Source organism: Actinomadura rubteroloni, from assembly GCF_002911665.1.
Classification (GTDB): Bacteria; Actinomycetota; Actinomycetes; order Streptosporangiales; family Streptosporangiaceae; genus Spirillospora; species Spirillospora rubteroloni.
Map to the genome: position 1 here is coordinate 1,863,611 of NZ_MTBP01000002.1, position 25,688 is coordinate 1,889,298.

The following is a 25,688-nucleotide window of genomic DNA, read 5'->3' on the forward strand; positions in this document are numbered from 1 at the left end:
CGGGTCGTGGTCGTCGCCGGACCGGGTTCCGGGTGGGCGCGGGATCCTCAGGCGCAGGTCAGGGCAGGTGGGTGCGCAGGGTTTTGGCGATCAGGGCCAGGGGTTCCGGGCGTGTCATGAGGGCGTGTCCGGTGGGGACGTCGTGGTTCTCGATCGTCCCGGCGACGTAGGGGGTCCAGGCGGTGTGGCCGGGAGGCGGGGGGCCTTGGGCGGCGGTGAAGAACACCATGTCGCCGTTCAGGCGGGGCGGGGTGTGGGCGCGTGCCATGCGGGAGTTGTTCGCGCCGATGTCCATGATCGCGGTGAGGTGGCGTGGCTCCAGACTGGCCAGGGCGCTGTTGTGCGAGGTCAGCAGCTCTTGTGCTCGGGCGCGTGTCAGAGGCTCGTCGCCGCGTTCGCTCGCGGTGATGCCGACGGCGTCGAGGATCGCCTTCAGGAGGCGGGACTCGTCGCCTGCGGCGGTTTCGGGTCGCTCGGACGGGGCTGCGCCGTTCGGGGGTGGGGCGGTGTCGTGGGTGGGCGGGTAGACGTCCAGGAGCGCCAGGAGCGGGACTTCTTCGCCGTCCGCCCTGAGGGTCGCGGCGATCTGGTGGGCTACCAGGCCGCCGAACGACCAGCCCGCGAGGTGATAGGGGCCGTGGGGGCGGACGCGGCGGATCTCGGCCGTGTAGTCGGCGGCCATTTCTTCGATCGTCGCCGGGAGCAATTCGGGGGCGTTCAGGCCGCGGGCCTGGAGGGCGTAGAGCGGACGGTCCGGCAGGTGCCGCAGCAGGCCCGCGTACGCCCAGCCCAGGCCGCTGCCGGGGTGGACGCAGAACAAGGGGGCTCCCGGGGCCGTCCGGAGTGGGAGGAGCACGGCGAACGGGTCGTCGGCGTCGTCGGTGGCGAGGCGGGGCGCCAGACGGGCGGGGGTGGGGTTCGCCAGGAGCGTCCGGACGGTCGGGGAGCCGCCGAAAAGGGCCTGGACGCGTCGGACCAGCCGGGACGCGAGCAGGGAATGGCCGCCGAGCTGGAAGAAATCCGCGTCCGGGGCGACGGCCGGCAGCCCGAGCACGTCCGCGAACACCCGACACAGTTCCTCTTCGCGGGGCGTGCGCGGGGGGCGGGCGCGGACGGCGCCGGGCGCGGGAAGAGACGCGCGGTCCAGTTTGCCGTTCGGGCCGAGCGGGAGGCGGTCGAGCGCGACGAACGCGGCGGGGATCATGAAGTCCGGGAGGCGGGCCGCGCAATGGGCGCGCAGCCCGGACGCGTCGGTCGGACGGGAAGCGACCACGTAGGCGGTGAGAGCGCCGTCGCGGGCGATGACGGCGGCGTGCGTCACGGCGGGGTGTTCGGTGAGGCGCACGGCGATCTCGGCCGGCTCGACCCGGTGGCCGCGGATCTTGAGCTGGTCGTCGGTGCGGCCGTGGAAGTGCAGGTCGCCGTCGTGCCAGCGGGCGAGGTCGCCCGTCCGGTACATGCGTGCGCCGGGCGGGCCGAACGGGTCCGCGACGAACCGTTCGGCCGTGGCGGCGGGACGGGCGATGTAGCCGCGCGCCAGTGCCGTCCCGGAAAGGTACAGCTCGCCGGTCACGCCGTCCGGGACGAGGCGCAGCCGGTCGTCCAGCACGTACGCGCGGGTGTTCCAGATCGGGCGGCCGATGGGCGCGGCGTCCCCGGTGACCAGGGCGGACGTCGCGACGTGCGTCTCGCTCGGGCCGTAGTGGTTGTGCAGGGCGGCGGCGAGGGCGCGCAGCGCGGGCGCCGGGCGCAGCGCCTCCCCGGCCTGGGCGACGCGCCGCAGGTGCGGGAGCGCGCGGCCGGTCGCGGCGAGCGCGTCCAGGACGAGGGCGGGCGCGAACAGTTCGGTGACGCGGTTCCGGTCGAGCCAGCCGGCGAGCGCGTCGGCGTCGCGGCGGACGTCCTCGGCGGGGATCGCGAGCGCCTTCCCGGTGGTCAGCGCGGACAGGATCTCCTGGAGCGACACGTCGAAGCCGAGCGCGGTGAACTGCGCGGTGCGGTCGCCGGGGCCGCCGCCGAACGTCGCGGCGTGCCAGGCGAGGAGGTTGGCGAGCGCGGCATGCGGGACGACCACGCCCTTCGGCCGTCCCGTCGACCCGGACGTGTAGATCACGTAGGCGGGGTGCGCGGGGCGCGGCGGCAGGGGCGGCGGGCCGTCACCGGTCGCGTCCGGGCGGACGACCGGGATCCCCGGCGGCACGAGACGCTCGGTCTCCGGCGCGGCGACGACGAGATCCGGCGCGGCGTCCGCCAGCACGAACGCGACCCGCTCGGCCGGGTGCGCCGGGTCCACGGGGACGTAGGCGGCGCCCGTCCGCAACACCGCCAGCAGCGCGGTGACCAGGTCTTCCGAGCGCGGGAGCAGGACGCCGACGCGCCGTTCGGGGACCGCGCCGCGTGCGGTGAGCGCGCGGGCCAGACGGTCGGCGCGGGCGTCCAGGTCGCGGTAGGTGAGCGTGCCTGCGGCGGGCGCGTCCGGGGTGCGGGCGGCCTGCCGGGCGACGAGCGTCGCGGCGTCGGTGAACGGGACGTGCCGTGGCGTGTGGCGGGCGAGGATCGCGGCGCGCTCGTCCTCGGTGAGGACGTCGATGCCGCTGATCGCGCGCTCCGGGTCTTCGGTGAACGCCGTGAGGATCCGGACGAACCGGGCGGCGAGCGCGTCGGCGGTCGCCGGGTCGAAGAGGCCCGTGTCGTATTCGAGCGTGCCGGTGAGGCCGCGCGGTGTCCGGACGAGCGTGACCGTGAGAGCGAACTTCGCCTGCGTGGACCGGACGGGCACCGGGGTTCCGAGCGGCGGCGGGTCCCCTTGCTCCTGGAAGGCCAGCAGCACCTGGAACAACGGGGTGCGGCCGTCCGCGCGGGCCGGGTTCACGATCTTCACCAGGCGCTCGAACGGGACGTCGGCGTTGGCGTGGGCGGCGAGGTCGCCGTCCCGGACGCGGCGCAGCAGTGCGGCGACGGCCGGGTCGCCGCCGAGGTCGGTCCGGAGCACGACGGTGGTGAGGAAGAAGCCGATGAGGTCGTCGTCGGTGCGCCGGGTGATAGGGGCGCCGATCGGGACGTCGCGGCCCGCGCCGTGCCGGTGGAGCAGGACGGCGAGGGCGGCGCGGGCGACCATGAAGACGGTGACGCGGTGATCGCGGGCGAGTTCGGCGACGGCGGTCGCCAGCTCGTCCGGGATGTCGATGTCGGCGAGTCCGGCGCGGCCGGTCGGGTCGGGACGGTCGGCGGGCAGGTCGATCGTCGCGGGGAGGTCGGCGAGGGCGTCCGTCCAGTGGGCGATCTGGCGGGCGAGCGGGCTGCCGGGGTCGTCCTCGTCGCCCAGGTCGGCGCGCTCCCGCAGCGCGTGGTCGGCGAACTGGACGCGCAGCGGTTCCCAGCCCGGGCTCCGCCCCTGGCGGCGGGCGGTGTAGGCGGCGGCGAGGTCGCGCAGGAGCGGGCCGGTGGACGCGGCGTCGGCGGCGATGTGGTGCAGGACGAGCAGCAGGATGTCCGTGCCGTCATCCAGGCGGAACAGCCGGGTACGGAAGGGTGGCTCGGCGGTCAGGTCGAAGCCGGGTTCGGCGGCGAGGCGGTCGTCCAGCTCGGCGGCCGTGATCCGGTGGCGGGTGCAGACGGTCGCGGCCTCCCGGACGTCCTGGCGCGGGACGCCGTCCGTCTCCGGGAAGACAGTGCGCAGGATCTCGTGCCGTCCGGCGACGTCGCGGACGGCGGCGGCGAGGGCGTCCGGGTCCGGGTCGTCCAGCCGGAGCGCGATCGGGACATTGTAGGCGGTCGACGCGGGGTCGAGGCGGTTGAGGAACCACAGGCCGCGCTGCGCGGACGAGAGCGGCACCGGGTCGGGGCGCGGCGCCGGGACGAGCGGGGGGCGGGCGCGGCCGGCGCCGTCCAGGCGGGCGGCGAGGTCGGCGAGGGTCGGGGTCTCGAAGACGGCGCGCAGCGGGATCTCGACGCCGAACGCGGCGCGGATCCCGCCGATCAGCCGGGCGGCCGGGAGCGAGTGGCCGCCGAGGGCGAAGAAGCCGTCGTCCGGGCCGGCCGCGTCGACGCCGAGGACGTCGGCGACGAGCGCGCACAAAATCTCCTCGCGGGGCGTGCGCGGACGCTTCGCGCTCGGCGCGCGGACGGGTGCGGGGAGCGCGGCGCGGTCGATCTTGCCGTTCGGGGACAGCGGCAGCTCGTCCAGCACCACCACCTGGGACGGCACCAGCGGCGCGGGCAGCGTCCGGGCGGCGTGTTCGCGCAGTTCGGCGGCGGTGGCCGTGGTGGCGGCATAGGCGATGAGACGGCCGTGCCGGGCGAGCACAAGCGCGCGGCCGACCTGTGGATGAGCGGTCAGGACGGCCTCGACCTCGCCCGGCTCGATCCGCACGCCGTTGATCTTCACCTGATCGTCGGCACGCCCCGCGAACTCCAGTTCCTCACCCCGCCACCGCACGAGATCGCCCGTCCGGTACATGCGTGCGCCGGGCGGGCCGAACGGATCGGGCACGAACCGCTCCCCCGTCAGCCTCGGCTGCCCGAGATAGCCCCGCGCTACGCCCGCGCCCGCCACGTAAAGCTCACCGACCACGCCCGGCGGGACAAGGCGCAACGCATCGTCCAGCACGTACACCCGCACCCCGGCTATCGGCCGGCCGATGGAAACCGCGCCCGACAAGGCCTTGGTCATCGTGGAGCACACCGTCGCCTCGGTCGGCCCGTAGGCGTTGAACAACCGGTGTTCCCGCGACCACCGCTCCGCCAGCGGCGCGGGCAACGACTCCCCACCCGCATAGAGCGCACGCAGCTCAGGCAGAGCCCGCTCGGGCAGGCTGGCCAGCAGGGACGTCGGTGTCTGCGCATGGGTGACGCGCCCGCGTTCCAGGACGTCCGCGAGCCCGTCCCCGAGCAGCACGCCCGCGTCCGGGACGACCAACGTCGCGCCCTGCAACAACGCCGAGCACAGCTCGATCAACGAGACGTCGAACCCCGGCGACACCACATGCGACACCCGATCCCCCGGCCCCACCGGATGCGCCGCCACCAAGCCCGCGATGCCCCGATGAGAGACCACCACACCCTTGGGCCGCCCCGTCGACCCGGACGTGTAGATCACATACGCCGCCCCATCGACGAAGGCGGGTGCGGAGGTGCCTTCGGGCGGGGCGGTCGGCCGCCGGTGGACACGGACGGCGGACGCGGATTTGCTGATCAGGTAGGTGGGACGGGCGTCGTTCAGGATGTGGCGGGTGCGGTCGTCGGGGTGGTCGGGGTCGAGCGGCAGGTAGACCGCGCCGGCCTTCTGGACGGCCAGGAACGCCACCACGAAATCCACCGAGCGCGGCAGAAGGACGCCGACCAGGTGTTCCGGCCCGGCACCCGGCAAGGCTTGCGCCAGGTCGGCCGCGCGGGCGTCCAGTTCGCGGTAGGTCAGGGTGCCGTCCGGCCCGTCCACGGCGATGGCGTCGGGGGTGCGGGCGACCTGGGCGGCGAACAGGTCGGCGATCGTGGCGGGGGCGACGGACGGTCCTGTTCCGAGCGCCAGAAGGCGGGCCCGTTCCCGCGCGCCGAGGACGTCGTGGCGGCTGAGGCGGCGGCCCGGGTCGGACGGGACGGCGGTCAGCAGCCGCGCCAGCCGCGACGCGAGGGCTTCGGCGGTGGCGTGGTCGAACAGGTCCGCCGCGTACTCGACGGCGCCGGTGATCCCCGCCGGGCCGTCGGCGTGGTGCTCGGCGACGGCGAACGTCAGGTCGAACTTCGGTGCCCCGGGGTCGAGCGGGTACGGCGCGGTGCGGACGCCCGGCAGCTCCGGCGGCGCCCCGGACGGCGGCTGGAACGCGATCATCACCTGGAACAGCGGGTTGCGGCCCGCGACCCGCTCGGGATTGAGGGCCTCCACGAGCCGGTCGAACGGGACGTCGGCGTGCGCATGGGCGGCCAGATCGGTGGCGCGGACGCGGCGCAGCAGGTCGGCGAAGGACGGATCGCCGGAAAGGTCCGTCCGGAGCACGAGCGTGTTGACGAAGAAGCCGACGAGATCGTCCAGCGCCTCGTCCGGACGGCCCGCGACGGCCGCGCCCAGCGGCACGTCCGTCCCCGCCCCGTGCGCGGACAGCAGCACCGCCACGGCCGCGCGGACGACCATGAACACCGTCGCCCCGTGCTCGCGCGCCAGTCCGACGAGCGCGGCGTGCGCGGCGGCGTCCAGCGCGAACGGGGCGGCGCCGCCGCGTCCGCCGGGCTCGGCCGGACGGGGCCGGTCCACGGGCAGGACGGTCTCGGCGGGGAGTCCGGCGAGCGCGTCCGTCCAGTAGGCGACCTGGCAGGCGAACGGGCTGCCCGGATCGGACGCGTCGCCGAGCACGGCCCGCTGCCACAGCGCGTAGTCGCCGTACTGGACGGGCAACGGCTCCCAGCCGGGGGCGCGTCCCGCGCGCCGGGCCGTGTAGGCGGCGGCGAGGTCGCCCAGCAGCGGCCCCATCGACCACGCATCGGCGACGATGTGGTGCAGGACGACGAGCAGCACGTGGTCGTCCGGGCCGAGGACGAACAGCCGCGCCCGGACGGCGGGCTCCCCGGCGAGGTCGAACCCGGCCCGCGCCGCCGCCCGCACCCGGCCGGGGCCGTCCTCGACGACCAGGTCGTCCCCAGAGGCGTGCACCTGTTGCGTCGCGTCGGGGAACGTGGTGCGCAGGATCTCGTGGCGGGCGACGACGTCGCCGAACGCCGCCGCCAGCGCGGCGCGGTCCAGCGGGCCGGTCAGGCGCAGGGCGGTCGGCATGTTGTAGGCGGCCGACCGCGGGTCCAGGCGGTTGAGGAACCACAGGCGCTGTTGCGCGAACGACAGCGGGAGCGTGCCGGGACGTCGTGCCGGGAGCAGGCGCGGGGGCGCGGGCGCCGCGCCGTCGATGCGGTGGGCCAGCGCGGCGACGGTCGGGGTCTCGAAGACGGCGCGCAGCGGGACGTCCGCGTCGAAGGCCGCGCGGATCCCGGCGACCAGGCGCGCGGCCAGGAGCGAGTGGCCGCCGAGGGCGAAGAAGTCGTCGTCCGCCCCGACGTCCGCGCGGCCGAGCAGGTCCGCGAACAGGCCGCAGAGGATCTCCTCGCGCGGCGTGCGCGGACGCTTCGCGCTCGGCGCGCGGACGGGTTCGGGGAGCGCGCCGCGGTCGATCTTGCCGTTCGGGGACAGCGGCAGCTCGTCCAGCACCACCACCTGGGACGGCACCAGCGGCGCCGGGAGCCGCCGCACCACGTGGTCGCGCAGCGCGGCGGACGGCGCGGACGCGGCGGCGTAGGCGACCAGACGACCGTCCCGCGCCAGCACGACCGCGCGCCTGACCTGCGGATGCCCGGTCAGGACGGCCTCGACCTCGCCCGGCTCGATCCGCACGCCGTTGATCTTCACCTGATCGTCGGCACGCCCCGCGAACTCCAGTTCCTCGCCCCGCCAGCGCACGAGATCGCCCGTCCGGTACATACGCGCACCCGCCGCACCGAACGGATCCGCGACGAACCGCTCAGCAGTCAGCCCCGGCTGCCGGAGGTAACCCCGCGCAACACCCGCACCCGCCACATAAAGCTCACCCACCACACCCGGCGGGACAAGACGCAACGCATCGTCCAGCACATACGCCCGCACCCCGGCTATCGGCCTACCGATGGAAACAGCGCCCGACAACACCCCGGTCATCGTGGAACACACCGTCGCCTCGGTCGGCCCGTAGGCGTTGAACAACCGGCGTCCCCGCGACCATTGCTCAGCCAGTGCGTCCGGCAGCGTCTCCCCGCCCGCGTAGAGCGCACGCAGATCGGGGAACTCCCCGGCCGGAAGGCTCGCCAGCAGCGACGTCGGCGTCTGCGCGTGCGTGATCCGCGCGTCCCGCAGGAAGGCGGCCAGCGCGTCGCCCAGGAGCGGCCCCGGCTCGGGCAGGACGAGCGTCGCGCCCTGCGCCAACGCCGAGCACAGCTCGATCAGCGAGACGTCGAACCCCGGCGACACCACATGCGACACCCGATCCCCCGGCCCCACCGGATGCGCCGCCACCAAACCCGCGACACCCCGATGCGACACCACCACACCCTTGGGCCGCCCCGTCGACCCGGACGTGTAGATCACGTAGGCGGCGCCGTCCACCGAAGCGGCGGTCGGCGCGGCGTCGGCATCGGACAGCCGACGGACGACCGGCTCCCGCGACGCCCCGGCTGTGACCAGGCAGACGGGACGCGCGTCCGCGAGCAGCGCCTCGGTCCGCTCGCGCGGATGGTTCGGATCCAGCGGCAGGTAGACGGCGCCCGCCTTCTGTACGGCCAGGAACGCCACGACGAACTCCACCGAACGCGGCAGCAGCACCCCGACCAGGCGTTCCGGCCCGGCCTCCGCCGCCCGCAGCTCGTCCGCCAACCGCCCGGCCCGCGCGTCCAGCTCCGCATACGTCACCGTGTCCGGCGCCGCTCGGCCGGCCTGCGCGCGCGCCGGGGACTCGACCGCGACCGCGTCCGGACGGAGCGCCACCTGCGCCGCGAACAGCGCGCCGATCGTCGCGGGCGCGACCGCCGACGGGCCTGTTCCCAGCGCGGCCAGGGAGTCCCGTTCCGCCGCCGACAGCAGCGGCAGTGCGCGCACGGGACGGTCCGGATCCGCGACGGCGGCCTCCAGCAGCCGCACGAGCCGTGCGGCCATGGCCTCGACCGTGGTGCGATCGAACAGGTCGGTCGCGTACTCGATCGTCCCCGCGAGACCGTCGCCGTGGCGATCGGCGAGAGCGAACGTGAGGTCGAAGCGCGTCGTTCCGAGGTCGACGCCGAACGGCTCCACGGTCAGGCCGGGCAGGGCGGGCGGCGGCCCGGACGGCGGCTCGAACACCAGCATGACCTGGAACAACGGGTGCCGGTGCGGGGAGCGGGACGGCGCCAGTTCCTCGACCAGCCGCTCGAACGGGACGTCCGCGTGCGCGTGCGCGGCGAGGTCCGCGTCCCGGACGCGCCGCAGCAGTTCGGCGAAGGTCGGGTCCCCGGAGAGATCGGTCCGCAGCACGAGCGTGTTCGCGAACAGGCCCACCAGGTCGTCCAGCGCGTCGGACGGACGGCCCGCGACGGCCGTCCCGAGCGGCACGTCGGCACCGGCGCCGTGCCCGGCGAGCAGCACCGCGACCGCCGCCCGCACCACCATGAACGTCGTGACGCGCCGCTCCCGGGCCAGCGCCGCGACCGCCGCGGACAGGTCGGCGGCGAGCACCAGCGGCACCGAGCCGCCGCGATGGCTCGGCACGGACGGGCGCCGACGGTCGACGGGCAGGACGATCTCGTCCGGCAGACCCGCGAGCGCCGACCGCCAGAACGCGAGCTGTTCCCCGGCGAGCCCGTCCAGCAGGTCGCGCTGCCAGACCGCGTAGTCGGCGTACCGCACCGGAAGCGGAGCGAAAACAGGTTCGTGCCCGGCGAGACGCGCCGTGTACGCGGTGGCGAGGTCGCGCAGCAGCGGCCTGGCCGATCCCCCGTCGATCGCGATGTGGTGCACGACCAGGCACAGCACGTGCGACGACTCCCCGAGCGCGAACACGGCGGCGCGCAACGGCGTGACGTCGAGCGCGAACGGCTCCGCGGCGAACGCCCGCAGCCGCGCGTCCACCTCCGGCGGCCCGACGGCGGCGACTGGCAGCGGCACGTCCACCGGGGCCACGACCTGAACGGGCGACCCGGAGCGGACGCGGAAGACCGTGCGCAGCGGCTCGTGGCGCGCGACGACGTCCGCCAGCGCGGCGGCGAGCGCGGCACGGTCGAGCGGCCCGGTCAGCCGCACCGCGATCCGCACGTGGTACGCGCCGGACGCGCCGTCGAGCCGGTCCAGGAACCACAGCCGCCGCTGCGCGGACGACGCCGGCCACGGGCCCGGCCCGGCGCACGGCGCCAACGGGGGACGCGCGGGCGCCGCGGCGTCGAGGCGGACCGCGAGCGCCGCGACGGTCGGCGCGTCGAACACCGTCCGCACCGGCACCTCCACGCCGAGCGCCGACCGCGCCCGGCTCGCCAGCCGCGTCGCGAGCAGCGAGTGCCCGCCGAGCGCGAAGAAGTCGTCGTCGACGCCGACGAAAGGGACGTCCAGCACTTCGGCGAACAGCCCGCACAGCAGTTCCTCGCGCGGCGTGCGCGGCGCCCGGCCCGTCACGGCGACGGCGGCGGGAGCGGGCAGAGCACGCCGGTCCACCTTGCCGTTCGGTGTCAGCGGCAGCGTGTCCGCCAGGACGATCGCCGACGGCACCAGCGGCTCGGGCAGCAGCGCGGAGGCGTGCGCCCGCAGCGCGGCGGCGTCGACCGGACGGGACGGCACGACGTGCGCGACGACGCGTCCGTCCCGGACGACGACGGCGGCCCGCGCCACGCACGGGTGCCGCGCGAGCACGGCCTCGATCTCCCCCGGCTCGGCCCGCAGCCCCCGGACCTTGACCTGGTCGTCGGCGCGTCCGGCGAACACGACGGAGCCGTCGGCGGTCCAGCGGCAGAGGTCGCCCGTCCGGTACATGCGCGCCCCGGGCGGGCCGAACGGGTCCGCGACGAACCGCTCGGCGGTCAGCCCCGGACGGCCGAAGTACCCGCGCGCCACCCCCTCGCCCGCGTTGTAAAGCTCGCCGACGACGCCGGGCGGCACCGGGCGCAACGCGCTGTCGAGGATGCGGCAGGACGTGTTGTCCAGCGGCCGTCCGATCGGCACCGTGTCCGGCACGGGCGCGCCGGGCGCGAGGACGTGCCGCGTCGACCACACCGTGATCTCCGTCGGCCCGTAGGCGTTGACGACCGTGAGCCCCGGGCAGCGCTCCCGCACCCGCCGCACCGCCGCGACCGGCAGCGGCTCCGCGCCGACCCACAGCTCGCTGACCCCGGCGAAGCACTCGGGGGACTCCTCGGCGAGCACCTGGAAGACCCCGGCCGTCAGGTACAGCGCGTCCACGCGGCCGGTGACGATCGCGCGTCCGAGCTGCGCCGGGTCCGGCGGCGCGAGGACGACCTCGCCGCCGCTCAGCAGCGGCGTCCACAGCTCGTAGGTGGACGCGTCGAACGACGGCGCCGAGTGCGCGAGCACCCGCCGGTGCCCGCGCAGCGCCCGGTCGGAGACGAGCGCGAGGACGTCCCGGTGCGTGGCCGCGACGCCCTTCGGCGCCCCCGTCGACCCGGACGTGAACATGATGTAGGCGAGCCCGCGCGGCAGCGGCCCCGGGCCGGGCGCCTCCGCGTCGGACGGCGTGCGGGCGTCGTGCGGGAACGGCACGGGACCGTCCGCGAGCAGCACCCGCGCCCCGGTCGCCGCCATGATCGCCCGGAGCCGGGCGGGCGGGTGGCGCGGGTCCAGGGGCACGTAGCAGCCGCCCGCCTTCACGACCGCGAGGATCGCGACGACCAGCTCCGGCGACCGCTCGCGGTGGATCGCGACACGGTCCTCCCGGCCGACCCCGGCGCCGCGCAGCCGGGCGGCGAGCCGTTCGGCGCGCCGGTCCAGCTCGCGGTAGGTGAGCGTCCGGTCGCCCGCGCGGACGGCGACCGCGTCCGGGGTGCGCGCCGCCTGTGCCGCGAAACGCGAGGCCAGCGTGCCGGACGGGACCGGGCGAGCGGTGGCGTTGAAGCCGCGCACGACGCGCTCGCGGACGTCCGGCTCCAGTGTCGCGACCCGCCCGAGCGGCGTGCCGGACGGGAACGCCTCCAGGAACCGGCGGAAGCACGCGGCGAGCGCGGCGCCGTCCACCGGCGCGCGGTGGTCGAGACGGAACCGCAGCTCAGGGCCCGGAATCGCGACGAGCATCGCCGGATAGTGCGCCCCGTCGCGCCCCGCGACGCTCGTCACCCGCAGCCCCGCGCAGTCCAGCGCGGACGGATCGGACGGGTAGTTCTCGAACACCAGCAGCGCGTCGAACAGTTCCCCGGCCCCGGCGGCGCGCCGCACCTCGGCCAGCGGCGCGTGCTCGGCGGCCAGCACCGCGAGCCGGTCGGCGTGCAGCCGCCCGGCGAGCGCGGCCGGCGTGTCCCCCGGCGCGAGCCGCACCCGGACGGGCACCGTGTTGATCAGCAGCCCGACCAGCGCGGACGCGCCCGGCAGGTCGGCGGGACGGCCCGCGACGACCGCGCCGAACACCACGTCGTCGCGTCCGGTGGCGTGGCCGAGCGCCGCCGCCCACGCCGCCCGCACGACCGTGTTGACCGTGACGCCGGTCCGCCGCGCGAAGGCGTCCAGCGCGGCGGTCCGTGCGGCGTCCAGCGCGAAGTGCAGGCTGCGCGCCGGCCCCGACGACCCGGACGGCGCGAGCAGCGTCGGCCCGTCCAGCCCGGCCAGCGCCGCCCGCCACACGGCCGCGTCGGCGCCCGCGTCCCGGCGGGCGAGCCACGCGAAATACTGCCGGTACGGGACGGCGGCGGGCAGGTCGCGGCCGTCGTAGAGCGCGAACAGGTCGCGCAGCAGCGTCGGCAGCGACCAGCCGTCCAGGACGAGATGGTGCTTGGTCAGCACGAGCCGGTGGTCGTCGGCGCCGAGCCGCACCAGGGTCGCGCGCAGCAGCGGCGCGCGGGCGGGGACGAACCGCCGCGCGCGGTCGGCGGCGAGCAGCGCGGCCAGGTCGCCGGGACGGTCCACGGCGCGCCATGGCACCGGCACGTCCCGGTACACCACCTGCACCGGACGGTCCAGCCCCTCGTGCCGGAACGCGGCCCGCAGCGCGGCGTGCCGGTCCAGCAGGGCGCCGAGCGCGGCGCGCAGCCGGGCCGCGTCGACCGGGCCGCGCAGGCCGAGGACGATCTGCGTGACGTACGGGTCCGGCCCGTCCTGCTCGTACAGGGTGTGGAAGAGCATCCCCTCCTGGAGCGGGGACAGCGGCAGGACCTCTTCGATGCGCGGCCGGGTCATGCGAATCCCCCGTCGTCGTCCAGCAGGGCCAGCTCCTCGGGACGCAGCGGGACGAGCACGCGCGGCCGGGCGGCGAGCCCGCGCAGCGCCGCGAACCACGCGTCGGCGAGCGCCCGGACGGTGTCCTCCGCAACCGCGCCGGGACAGAACGTCCAGGTCGCCGCCAGCCGGGAGCCGCGCGTCACGGCGTTCACCTCGACGGCGTGGCCGGCCGGGGCGCGCGGGTCCAGGCCGAGGCCGTCGGGCAGGCCGGGCAGCGGCTCGAACCCGCCGGACCCGCCGAACCGGCCGTGGTAGTTGAACCCGAGCACGGGCGGCGGGAGGGCGGCCAGGACCGGCGCGGTCGCCGGGTTCAGGTGCCGCAGCAGGCCGTAGCCGGTGCCGTCGCCGAGCGCGCCCAGTTGCGCGGCGACGCGTTCGACGGCGCCCGCGAGGGCCGGGCCGCCGTCGGTCACCGCGTCCCAGGGGACGGGCCCCGGGTCGAGCCGGACGGGGAACGCCGCCGTGAGCCAGCCGACCGTCCGGGCCAGCGCGTCGTCCCGGCCGTGCCGCTCGACGCCGACCAGCACCCCGCCGGGACGGCCCCGGACGCGGGCGGCGGCCAGCGCGAGCCCGGTCAGCAGCGTCTCGGTGACGGTGTCGCCGAGCAGGGGCGCGGTGTGCTCGGCGTCCAGCGTCAGCGTGAACGTGCGGGCGGACGCGGCCGTGTCGCGGACCGGGTCCAGCCGCCCGTCCCACGGCGTGCCGTCACCGCCGCCGAGCACGTTCACCCAGGTCGGCAGCTCGGGCAGGGCCGTGCGCGCCCGGTCGGCGAGGGTGCCGGTCCAGGCGCGCAGCGACGTCGGCACCGGGGGCAGGGCCGAACGCCGCCCGGCCGCGACCGCGCGCCACGCCTCGTGCAGGTCGTCCAGCAGGACGCGCCACGACACCCCGTCCACGACCAGGTGGTGCGCCATGAGCAGCAGCGTGTCCGGCTCGAACCAGACGGCCTGGAACATTCCCCCCGCGCGCGGGTCGAGCCGAGCCCGCGCCGCCTCGGCCTCCGCGCGCACCCCGGCCGTGGCCCGGCGCAGCTCCGGCGGCGGGGCGGACGGGGCGACGTCGAGCGCGCCGCCGTCCAGCAGCCGGGCGCGCAGCACGGCGTGGTGCGCGGCCACCGCCCGAACGGCCGCCGCGACCTGCGGCGCCGTCGCGCCGGACGGCGCCCGCAGCAGCACGGCCTGGTTGACGCCGTCCATCGGTCCCCGCTCCACCAGAGCTCTCATCAGCGGCGTCGGCGCGACGCGGCCGTGCCCGGGGTCCTCGGCGGACGGCCCGGCAGCCGTCGCGACGGCGGCGAGCGCGGCGGGCGTGCGGTGCCGGAAGACATCCTGGAGCGCCACGTCCAAACCCGCGCGGCGTGCCCGGTTCACGAGCTGGATCGCGACGATGCTGTCCCCGCCGAGGCCGAAGAAGTCGTCGTCGGGGCCCGCGTCCGGCACGCCGAGCGCGTCGGCGAACAGCCCGCACAGCAGTTCCTCGCGCGGGCCGCGCGGGGCACGGCCCGTCCCGGCGGCGGGCGCGGGGTCGGGCAGCGCGGCCCGGTCAAGCTTGCCGTTGGCGTTGAGCGGGAGCGCGTCCAGCGGCACGACCGCCGACGGGACGAGATGGCCGGGCAGCTCGTCCGCCAGCCGCTCCCGCACGCCGTCCGCGTCGCCCACGACGTAGGCGACGAGCCGGTCGCCGCCCGGCCCGGGACGCGCCGCGACCGCCGCGCGCACCACGCCGGGGCACGCGGCGATCCGCGCCTCGACCTCGCCCGGCTCGACCCGGAAGCCGCGGATCTTGAGCTGGTCGTCGGCGCGGCCGAGGTAGACGAGGGTCCCGCCCCGCCACCGGGCGAGGTCGCTCGTCCGGTACAGCCGCGCGCCGGGCGGGCCGAACGGGTCGGCGACGAACCGCGCGGCGGTCAGCCCCGGACGGCCGAGGTAGCCGCGCGCGAGCTGGACGCCCGCCAGGTACAGCTCGCCCGTGACGCCGCCGGGGACGGGCCGCAGCCGTTCGTCCAGCACGTACGCGCGGGTGTTGGCGACGGGACGTCCGATCGGCACCGGATCGGGCGTCTCGCGGCCCAGCGGGTGGGTGGTCGCCTCGACCGTCGCCTCGGTCGGCCCGTACATGTCGTGCAGGCGGCGGCCCGGCAGGACGCGGTGGAACTCCCGGACGAGATCGGCCGCCACCGCCTCCCCGCCGCACAGCACGAGCCGCAGCGACGCGCAGTCGCGCGCGGCGGGCTCGGCGAGGAACGGCCGCAGCAGGGACGGGACGAAGTACGCGGCCGTCACCCGCTCCCGCCGGATCAGCCCGGCCAGGTAGGCGGGGTCGCGGTGCCCGCCGGGCCGGGCGACGACGAGCGCGGCGCCGTCCACGAGCGGCCAGAACGTCTCGCCGACCGCCACGTCGAACCCGGTGGCGGCGTGCAGGAGCGTCCGGTCGCGCGGGGTGAGGCGAAAGTGGCTCCGCCGCCACAGCAGCACGTTGGTGAGCGCTTCGTGCGGGACGACGACGCCCTTGGGCCGTCCGGTCGACCCGGACGTGTAGATCACGTACGCGGGATGCCTCGGGTCGGGGTACTCGGGCAGCGGCGCGTCCGTTTCGAGTGGATCGTCCAGGAACAACGTGCCGGGGACGCCCGTGTCGCGCCGGGTGACGACCAGCGCGGGCGCCGCGTCGGCGAGCGTCGCGCGGATCCGTTCGGCCGGATCATCGGGGTCGACGGGCAGGAACGCGGCCCCGGCGCGCAGGACGGCCGCGAGCCCGATCACGAGGTCCGCCGAGCGCGGCACCGCGACCGCGACGATCCGCTCCGGGCCCGCGCCGCGCGCGACGAGCGCCGCCGCGAGCCGGTCCACGCGCCGGGCCAGCTCGGCGTAGGTGACGACGGTCCCGCCGTCGATCAGCGCGGGCGCGTCCGGACGGCGGGCGGCGGACGCGGCGAGCAGCGCGGGGACGGTCGTCGCGGGGACGTCCCGTTCGGTCCGGTTCGGGGCGGTGAGGAGGGCTTCGCGTTCGGCGTCGTCCAGCACGGCGAGCCGCGCCACCGGACGGTCCGGGGCGGCGGCGAGCCCCGCCAGCAGCCGGACGAGCCGCGCCGCCAGCGCCCGGATCGTGCGCTCGTCGAACAGGTCCGCGTTGTAGGCCAGCTCGAAGCGCAGGTCGTCGGTGAACGCGACGGTCAGGTCGAACTGGGCCGCGTCCGGGCGCAGCGTCCGCGCTTCGACACGCACGCCCGCCCACTCCTCCGGCGGCGGGTCCGGGTCCTGCCGGGCCAGCATGACCTGGAACAACGGATTGCGGGCCGAGGACCGCTCGGGGTTCACCGCGTCCACCACGCGGTCGAACGGGACGTCGGCGTGGGAGTACGCGGCCAGGTCGGCGGCGCGGATCCGGCGCAGCAGTTCGGCGCCCGTCGGGTCGCCGGACAGGTCGGTGCGCAGGACGAGCGTGTTGACGAAGAACCCGACGAGATCGTCCAGCGCGGGGTCGCCGCGGCCGGCGAACGGGGTGCCGAGCGGGACGTCCGGGCCCGCGCCGTGCCGCTGGAGCAGCAGCGCCAGCCCGGCCTGGACGGTCATGAACAGCGTGACGTCGTGGTCGCGGGCGAGCCGGCGCAGGTCGTCGCGCAGTTCGGGCGCGTCGAGGACGACGGTTCCGCCGCGTCCGGACGGGACGGGCGGCCGGGCGCGGTCGGCGGGCAGCGTGATCTCGGCGGGCAGGCCCACGAGCGCGTCCGTCCAGAACGCGAGGCCGTCCGGGCGGTCCTGCTCGGCGAGCGCGTAGTCGGCGTACTGGACGGGCAGCGGCGCCCAGTCCGGGGCGCGCCCGGCCGCGCGGGCGGCGTAGGCGGTGCCGAGGTCGCGCAGCAGCGGCCCGGTCGACCACGCGTCGGCGGCGATGTGGTGCAGGACGAGCAGCAGCTCGTGCCGGTCTTCGCCGCGTCGCGTCAGCCGGGCCCGGATCGGGATCTCGGCGGCCAGGTCGAAGCCCCGCAGGGCGTCGCCGAACGGGACGCGCGCCGCCTCCAGCACCCGCTGGCAGCCGTCGGAGACGACCGTGCGCAGCGCCTCGTGCCGCGCGACGACGTCGTTGAGGGCTGCTTCCAGCGCCCGCGCGTCCAGCGGGCCGTCCAGCGTCAGCGCGATCGAGATCGTGTACGCCGTGGACGCCGGGTCGAGCCGGTGCAGGAACCACAGGCGGCGCTGCGCGGACGACAGCGGCACGGCGTCCGGCCTCTCCCGCGCGGCCAGCGGGGCGCGCGGCGGCGCGGCGTCGAGCCGGGCCGCGAGCCGGGCCGGGGTCGGGTCCTCGAAGACGGCCCGGATCGGCAGGTCCGCGCCGAACGCCGCCGCGATCCGGCCGAGCAGCCGGGCGGCGCGCAGCGAATGGCCGCCGAGCGCGAAGAACCCGTCGTCCGGGCCGACGCGGGCGGCGCCGAGGACGTCCGCGAACAGCGCGCACATCAGCTCGGTGCGCGGATCGGACGCGGCGCGCCCGCCGCCCGCCGGGTCCGGGCCCGGCAGAGCCGCGCGGTCGAGCTTGCCGTTCGGCGACAGCGGCAGCGCGTCCAGCGCGACGACCGCCGACGGCACCAGGTGCTCGGGCAGGACGCGGCTCGTGTGCGCGATGACGTTCGCCGTTTCGCCCACGACATAGGCGACGAGCCGGTCGTCCCGGACGGCGACGGCCGCCGCCGCGACCCCCGGGCACGCCGCGACCACCGCCTCCACCTCGCCCGGCTCGACCCGGACGCCGCGCACCTTGACCTGGTCGTCGGCCCGTCCGGCGAACTCCAGCGCGCCGTCCCGGTTCCACCGCGCGAGGTCCCCGGTGCGGTACATGCGCTCCCCCGGCGGGCCGAACGGGTCGGCGGCGAACCGTTCGGCCGTGCGCCCGGGACGGCCGAGATAGCCGCGCGCCAGGCCCGCGCCCGCCACGTACAGCTCGCCGGTGACGTCCGGCGGGACGGGACGCAGCATCGCGTCCAGCACGTACACCCGCGTGTTCGCGATCGGCCGTCCGATGGGCGGCGCGCCCGGCCCGAGCGGGTCGCTGATCGTCGCGCACACCGTGGTCTCGGTGGGGCCGTAGGAGTCGAACAGGGGGCGGCCGTCCGCCCAGCGGGTGGCGGTCGCCGCCGGGGCGGCCTCCCCCGCCATGTTCACGACGACGCCGGGCGCGTCGGCCGGGTCGGTCACGGCGAGCAGCGCGGGCGGCAGCGTCGCGTGGGTGACGCGCCGCTCGCGCAGGACGCGCGCGAGGTCCCCGCCGCGCAGGTCGTCCGGATCGGCCACGACGACGGCCGCGCCCGCGAGCCACGCCATGAGCAGCTCGGAGATCGCGGCGTCGAAGCTCATCGACGCGAACTGGAGCACGCGGGAGCGCGCGTCCACGCCGTAACGCTCGATCTGCGCGGCGGCGAGACCGGGCAGGCCGCGGTGCGTGACGACGACGCCCTTGGGCCGTCCCGTCGACCCGGACGTGTAGATCACGTACGCCGCGTTCTCCGGGCTCGGGCGCGGCAGCGGCACCCGGGGCGGTTCGTCGGCCGGGAGCGCGTCCAGCACGAACACCGGACGCGCGTCGGCGCGCAGGTACGCCAGCCGCTCCGCCGGATAGGACGGGTCCAGCGGCAGGTACGCCGCGCCCGCCCGCAGCACCGCCAGGACCGCGACGAGCTGCGCCGCCGAACGCGGGAGCGCCACCCCGACCACGGTCTCGGGCCCCGCGCCGCGCGCGACGAGGACGCGGGCCAGCCGGTGCGTGCGCTCGTCCAGCTCGCGGTAGGTGGTCGTGCCGTCCGGGGCGTCGATCGCGACGGCGTCCGGGGTGCGCGCCGCCTGCCGGGCGAACAGCTCCCCGACCGTCGCGCGCGGGACGTCCCGGTGCGTGGCGTTGCGCGTGACGACCAGTTCGTGGTGCTCGGCCGCCGACAGCACATCGACCCGGTGCAGGGGGCGGTCAGGATCGGCGGCCAGCGTCCGGCACAACCGGACGTACCGGGCGGCGATGGTCGCGACCTCCGCCGCGTCGTAGGCGTCCGTCCGGTAGCCGAACCGCAGCCGGAGCCCGTCGCCGCCGACGAGACGCCCCGGGATCGCGGCCAGCGACAGCGGGTAGTGCGACGCGTCCCGTCCCTCCACCCGCGTGACGCGCAGACCTGCCGTTTCCGGGACGAACCCGTCCGCCGGATAGTTCTCGTAGACCGCGAGCGTGTTGAACCGCGCGCCGCTCGCGGCGAGCCCGGCGTCCGGCGCGTCCAGCACCCGGGCCTGCCGCTCCTGCACCCCGGCGAGCGTCGCCGCGAGCGACGCCGCCGGATCCAGCCGGACGCGCACCGGGACCGTCCCGGCGAACATCCCGATCGCCTGCTCCCACCCCGGCGGACGGCCCGCGGTGATGCCGCCGAACACCACGTCGTCCCGTCCGGTGAGCACCCCGAGCAGCACGCCCCACAACCCCTGCACGACCGTGTTCACCGTCAGCCCGCGCCGCCGCGCGACCGCGCGCAACGCCTCGGCCAGCGCGGGATCGAGCGCGACCATGTGCTCCGCCGCCCGCACCACCCCCGCCCGCCGCCCCTCGGGCACGAGCGTCGCCCCCACGCGCACCGCACCTCCGCGAACAGGCCCGCCGGGCACGGCCTTCGTGCGGCGGTGGGCGAGGTGGTCGCGGTAGGGAGGGCGTGGGGGCGGGGTCTCGCCTGCGTAGAGGGTGAACAGGTCGTGGAACAGCAGGGGCATCGACCAGCCGTCCAGGACGAGATGGTGGTCGGTCAGCAGCAGGCGGTGGCCGGTGTCGCGGCGGACGAGCGTCCAGCGCAGCAGCGGCGGGCGTGCCGGGTCGAACGGCTCGGTGCGGGCGGCTTGTTCCAACGCCGGGAGGTCGTCGTCGTGGCCGCGCAGGTCGACGTCCCGCCAGACCGGCGCGACGTCGTCGCGCAGCACCTGGACCGGCGGGGAGCCGGAGTGGAAGGACGCCGCCAGGTGCGGGTGGCGGCGCAGCAGTTCGGCGGCGGCGGCGCGCAGCGCGGCGCGGTCGAGGTCGCCTTCGATGTCCAGGGCGAACTGGACGGTGTAGGCGTCGTGCTCGTCGTGTTCGAGGTGGAACAGCAGCCCTTCCTGGAGCGGGGTGAGCGGCAGGACGTCGCGGATCCGGCCGCCGCCCCCGGCGAGCGCGGCGAGGCGGCCCGCGTCCACCCCGGCGAGCGGCACGTCGGACGGGGTCAGGGCGTCCGCGCCGGGCTCGCCGGCCCGTTCGGCGAGGGCGCCGAGCGCGGCGATCCAGGCGTGCGCGAGGACGTCCGCCGCCGCGCCGGGATACCGGGACTCGGCGAACGTCCAGCGGGCGGTGAGGCGGTCGCCGTCGACCAGCGCGTCGATCTCCAGCGCGTGCGCGGGCGGCAGGCCGCCGCCGGTGAGGGGAGCCGGCGCGAAGTCTCCGTCCGCCGGGGCGAAGCGGCCCAGGTAGTTGAACGCGACCGGCGGCGCGGACGGTCCGAGCCGGTCGCGCAGCACCCCGAAGCTCAGCCCGCGATGCGGGACGGCCCGGAGCTGCTCTTTCACCCGCCGCACCGAGGCGTCCAGCGGCCCCGGCCCGGGATCCAGCCGGACGGGGTACAGCGTCGTGAACCATCCGACCGTCCCGGAGACGTCCGGCCCGACGAGGTCGCTCTCGCGTCCGTGCCCTTCCAGGTCGATCACCGCCCCGCCCGGACGGCCCCGCGTGAGCGCGAGCGCCAGCCCGGTCAGCAGCAGCTCGTGCGGCGTCGCGCGGAACGTCTCCGTGGCGCGGTTCAACAGCCGGGCGGTCAGGGCGGCGGGCAACTCGACCTGGATCGTCCGGTAGCCGCCGGGGGCGTCCGGGGAGCCGTCCGCCAGATCCGCCCAGACGGGCAGCGTCGCGGTGACGTCGGAGCGCTCGGCGAACTCCCGGAGGGCCAGCGCCCAGCTCCGGAACGAGGCGCCCGGACGGCCCAGCGGCTCGGACCGCCAGAGCGCGCGCAGGTCGGCCGCGATGATCCGCCACGACACGGCGTCCACGGCGACGTGGTGGGCGACGAGCAGCAGCCGTCCGCGCGACGACCAGACGGCCCGCAGCACCGGCCCGGTCCGCGGATCGAGCCCCGCCGCCACGGTCGCCGGGTCGGGCAGCGGGCCCGGCACACGGCGCAGGCAGTCGGCCGCGCGCACGCCGCCGGGCGGGAGCGCGGTGAGCGTCCCGCCGGCCATGCGGACGCGCAGCATCGCGTGCCGGTCCAGCAGCGCTTGCAGCACCTCGGTCAAACGTTCTTCGGTGGCGTCCGCCGGAAGCCGCAGCTCCACGGCCTGGTGGTAACCGGCGAGCGGGACGTCCCGGTCGAGAAGCCACCGCAGGATCGGCGTCGGCGGGATCTCGCCCGTGCCGTCGTCCTCGGACGCGGGCGCGGCGGCGGTGCGGCGGGCGACGGCGGCGAGGGCGCGCGGCGTCCGGTGCTCGAACACGTCGCCGGGCGTGACGGTCAGCCCGGCGTCGCGGGCGGCGCGCACCAGGCCGAGCGCGAGGATGCTGTCGCCGCCGAGGTCGAAGAAGTTGTCGTCGGCGCCCGCCGGGACGTTCAGCACCGCCGAGAACCAGCCGCGGAACAGCTCCTCACCCGGCGTGCGCGCCCGGCCCCCGCCGGCCCGGACGGACGGCGCGGGCAGCGCCGCCCGGTCCAGCTTCCCGTGCGGCGTGAGCGGGAACCGGTCGAGCGGCACCAGCGCGGCGGGCACGAGCGGGTCCGGCAGCGTGCGGCGCAGCTCCGCGAGGACGGCCGGGGCGTCGAACTCCCCCGCCGGGACGACGTACCCGACGAGCCGCCGGTGCCCGCCGTCCTCCCACGCCGTGACGACCGCGTCCGCGACGACCGGCAGCGCGGTCAGCGCGGCCTCCACCTCGCCGGGCTCGATCCGGTGCCCGCGGATCTTGAGCTGGCCGTCGGCGCGGCCGAGGAACTCCAGCCCGTGCGGGCCGTGCCGGACGCGGTCGCCGGTGCGGTACATGCGCGTCCCCGGCGGCCCGAACGGGTCGGCGACGAACCGCTGCGCGGTCAGCGCGGCCCGGCCGAGATAGCCCCGCGCGACGCCCGCGCCCGCGACGTACAGCTCGCCCGTCGCGCCGTCGGGGACGGGCCGCAGCGCCGCGTCCAGCACGCGGATCCCGAGGTCGGGCAGGGGCGCGCCGATCGGGCTGCCGGACGTGACGCGCCCGTCCAGCCGCAGGGACGTCACATGGACGGTCGTCTCGGTGATCCCGTACATGTTCACCAGCGCCGGACGGCCGGGCCGCCGCGCCCGCCATCCGCCGAGCCGGGCGACGTCCAGCGCCTCCCCGCCGAACACGACCAGGCGGAGCGCGAGGTCGCGGCCGTCGTCGGCCCGCGCCAGCTCGTAGAACGCCGACGGTGTCTGGCTGAGGACGGTGACGCGCTCGGCGGCGAGCAGGTCCAGCAGGTCGTCCGGGGACCGGGACACCGCGTGCGGGACGACGACGAGCCGTCCGCCGTGCAGCAGCGCCCCCCACAGCTCCCAGATGGAGAAGTCGAACGCGCAGGAGTGGAAGAGGGTCCACACGTCGTCCGCGCCGAAGCCGAGCAGCGGACGGGTGACGCCGAACAACCGGACGGCGTTGCGGTGCGTCACCACCACGCCCTTGGGCCGTCCCGTGGAACCGGACGTGTAGATGACGTACGCGGGATCATCGGTGCGCGGCGGCACCGGGTCCGCACCGGGCCCGTCGTACGGCTCGCGCAGATCGACCATCGGGACATCCGCCGCACTGTCCACACCCCTGTGGACGAGCAGCGCCGGATCCGCGTCGGCCAGCATGTACGCGAGCCGTTCCGCCGGGTACCCGGGGTCCAGCGGGACGTACGCGGCGCCGGTCCGCAGCGCCGCGAGGATCGCCGTGACCAGTTCGGCGGAGCGGGGCAGGGCGAGCGCGACGAGCCGTCCGGGCCCGGCGCCCGCCGCCGCGAGCCGCCGCGCCAGCAGCGCCGACGCGCGGTCGAGTTCGGCATAGCTGAGCCGCACGTCACCGCAGGTCAAAGCCGTTCTCTCCGGGGAGCGCGCGGCCTGGGCGGCGAACAAAGCGGGCAGCGTCGCCGTCGTGCGATCCGGCGCGTACGCGGCGGGACGGGCGCGGGCGACGTCGAGCCGTCCGATCGGCGTGCCGGGGTCGGCGCCGCCGAACGCGCGCAGGAACGCCGTGAACCGCTCGGCGTGCGCGGCGACGTCGTCCGCCGAGTACAGCGCGGGGTTGGCGTCGAACGTGAGGTGCAGTCCGTCCCGGACGTCCACCGTGAGCAGCAGGTCCTCCACCGGGCCCGCCGCCAGGTTGCGCGCCGGGGCGGGCCGTCCGCCGAGCAGCGGCGGCGCGCAGGACCCGACCACGTTGACGACCGGCCCGACCAGCGCGCGGTCGTTGCCGAGCACGCCCAGCTCGCGGCGGATCTCCTCGTACCGGAACCGCTGGTGGCGCAGCAGGAGCCCGGTCTCGCGCGCCACCGTCCGCGCCAGCTCCGCGACCGTCGTGCCCGGCCCGACGGCCGTCCGCAGCGGGAGAATCGTCGAGTACATCCCCGGGACGCGCCGGGAGAGCGGCGTCGCCCGGCCCGACACGGTGACGCCCGGCACGACCTCCGGCGCACCCGTGACGCGGTGCAGGTAGGCGGCGAGCGCGGCGACGAGCACCCGCGCCGGGCTCGCCTCGGCCGCCCGCGCGATCCGGGCGAGGCCGGGCGGCGGCGGGAGCGTCGCGGTGGCGCGCAGGGCCGTCCGCGCGGGCGGCGCGGACGTTCCGGCGAGCGACGGCGGGTCCGGCGCGTCCGCCAGCCGCTCCCGCCAGAACCGCCGGTCGTCCGCGCGGCGCTGCGAGGCCCGGTACGCCGCCTCCTCGGCGGCCCGCGCCGCCAGGGACCCGAACGGGCTGCCCGGGACGCGCGTCCCCGCCGCGAGCGCGCCGTGCACGTCGGCGACGCGGCGCGCGAGCAGGTCGAACGTGAAGCCGTCCACGACGCTGTGGTGCGCGCCCTGGAACCACAGCGTCCGCTCGCCGAGCCGTACCAGCGCGGTGCGCAGCAGCGGGCCGCGCTCCAGCGGGAACGGACGTGCCAGCTCGGCGCGCATCCACGCGACGGCGGCGTCCTCGTCGGCGGCGTCCACGACCCGCACCTGCGGTTCGGCGCCCCCGGCGACCTGCCGGGGGCCGTCCGGCGTCTCCACGAAGCGGGTGGCGAACACCTCGGCGTCGCCCGCCGCCCACCGGACCGCCGCCGCGAACGTCCGCACGTCCACGCCGCGCACCTCGCGGTACTCGCCGACGTTGTAGACCGTGCTCTCCGGATCGAGCCGCTGCGCGTACCAGACGCCCGCCGCGCCGGCCGAGAGGTCCATCACCGCACCCCGCTCAGGTCGGCGGCGACGGACGCGCCCGTCAGCTCGGCCAGCACCGCGCGCAACCGGGCCAGGGCGCGCGCCACCGGCGGCGTCGTCACCGGATCCGCCGCGTGCAGCACGGCCAGCCGTTCCTCGGGGGTGTCGCCGTGCAGGAGGCTCGTCGCGACGCGGAAGCGCAGCGCGCGGGGATCGTCGCCGAAGTGGTGGCCGGCCAGGACCGCGACGCCGAACCCGTCCAGCAGCCGGGCCTGGAGCGACGGCGCGTCGGTGATCCCGTGCGCGGCCAGCGCCGGACGGACCGCCGCCAGGTCCGGGTACACGTAGAAGCCTCCGGCCGGACGCGGGCAGCGCGCGCCCGCCGCCCGCAGCAGATCGTGGACCGCGCCGGTCACCGCGCCGTGCAGCCGCGCGCTCGCCCGGACGTGCGCGCGGATCTCCGGCGGCTCGGCGAACGCCGTCCGGGCGACCTCCTGCAGCGGCCCGGCGAGCGCCGACCAGGACTCGCTGGCGAGCGCCGTCACCCGGTCGCGCAGCGCCCGGCCCGCGGGCCCGTCGGGGAACCGGGCGAGGCCGACGCGCCAGCCGCCGAGCGCGAGGCTCTTGCTGAGCCCGGTCAGGACGACCGTCCGCGCGGGCAGCAGTTCGGCCGGGCCGAGCACCGGCCGGACGGGATCGTGGACGAGATCCCGGTAGATCTCGTCGGACACCACCAGCAGCCCGTGCCGCTCGGCGACCCCGCACACCCGCCGCACCAGCTCGGGCGGCGCGAGCGCGCCGGTCGGGTTGTCGGGCAGGGTCAGGACGAGCAGCCGGGGGTCGGCGCCCGCCGCCCGCGCGTGCCGGACGGCCGAGGCCAGCTCGCCGGGGTCGGGGACGCCGCCGCAGCCGTCCGGCACGCGCACCGGGACGACCCGCCGCCCGAGCAGCCGGCTCTGCGGCGCATACGTCACCCAGCACGGCGCGGGCAGCACGACGTCGCCGGGCACGGCCGCCAGCACCGCGAGCAGCAGCGCCTTGCTGCCCGGCCCGACGATCACCTGGTCGGGCGTCGTGGGCACGCCGCGCCGCGCGAAGTACCCCGCCCCCGCCTCGCGGACGGCCGGACGCCCCTCCACCGGCCCGTAATCCTGATGGACGGCCCCCGCCGCGAGCCGTTCCACCAGCAGCGGCGGCACGGGCAGCCGCGACTCCCCGAACCCGAGGTGCAGGACGTCCTCGCCCGCCGCGACTCGCTCGCGCACCCGCTGGTCCAGGCGCAGGTTCGGCGACACGGCCGGCCGTCCCCGCGCGCCGCCGCCGGGTCCGGCGGCGGCGCGGGGCGGGGCTGCGGGAACGTCGGACGGGTTCGGAGGCAGGGTGCGCGGCAT

General features: G+C 76.9%; 3 protein-coding genes. All 3 read right to left on the reverse strand.

Going from position 1 to position 25,688, the window contains the following annotated elements; all coding sequences use genetic code 11:
* Positions 1-58: 58 nt before the first annotated feature.
* Genes BTM25_RS20090 through BTM25_RS20100 form a run of 3 tightly spaced genes read right to left on the reverse strand, consistent with a single transcriptional unit; the run spans position 59 to position 25,688 of the window.
* Positions 59-12,868 (reverse strand): non-ribosomal peptide synthetase, encoded by a 12,810-nt coding sequence (locus tag BTM25_RS20090; RefSeq protein ID WP_103564371.1) that lies wholly within the window; start codon positions 12,866-12,868, stop codon positions 59-61.
* Positions 12,865-24,318 (reverse strand): non-ribosomal peptide synthetase, encoded by an 11,454-nt coding sequence (locus BTM25_RS20095; RefSeq protein ID WP_103564372.1) that lies wholly within the window; start codon positions 24,316-24,318, stop codon positions 12,865-12,867. Before BTM25_RS20095 ends, BTM25_RS20090 begins: the two co-directional genes overlap by 4 nt.
* A complete protein-coding gene (locus tag BTM25_RS20100) occupies positions 24,318-25,688 on the reverse strand; it encodes a pyridoxal phosphate-dependent aminotransferase (RefSeq protein WP_103564373.1) in 1,371 nt (456 codons plus the stop codon). Before BTM25_RS20100 ends, BTM25_RS20095 begins: the two co-directional genes overlap by 1 nt.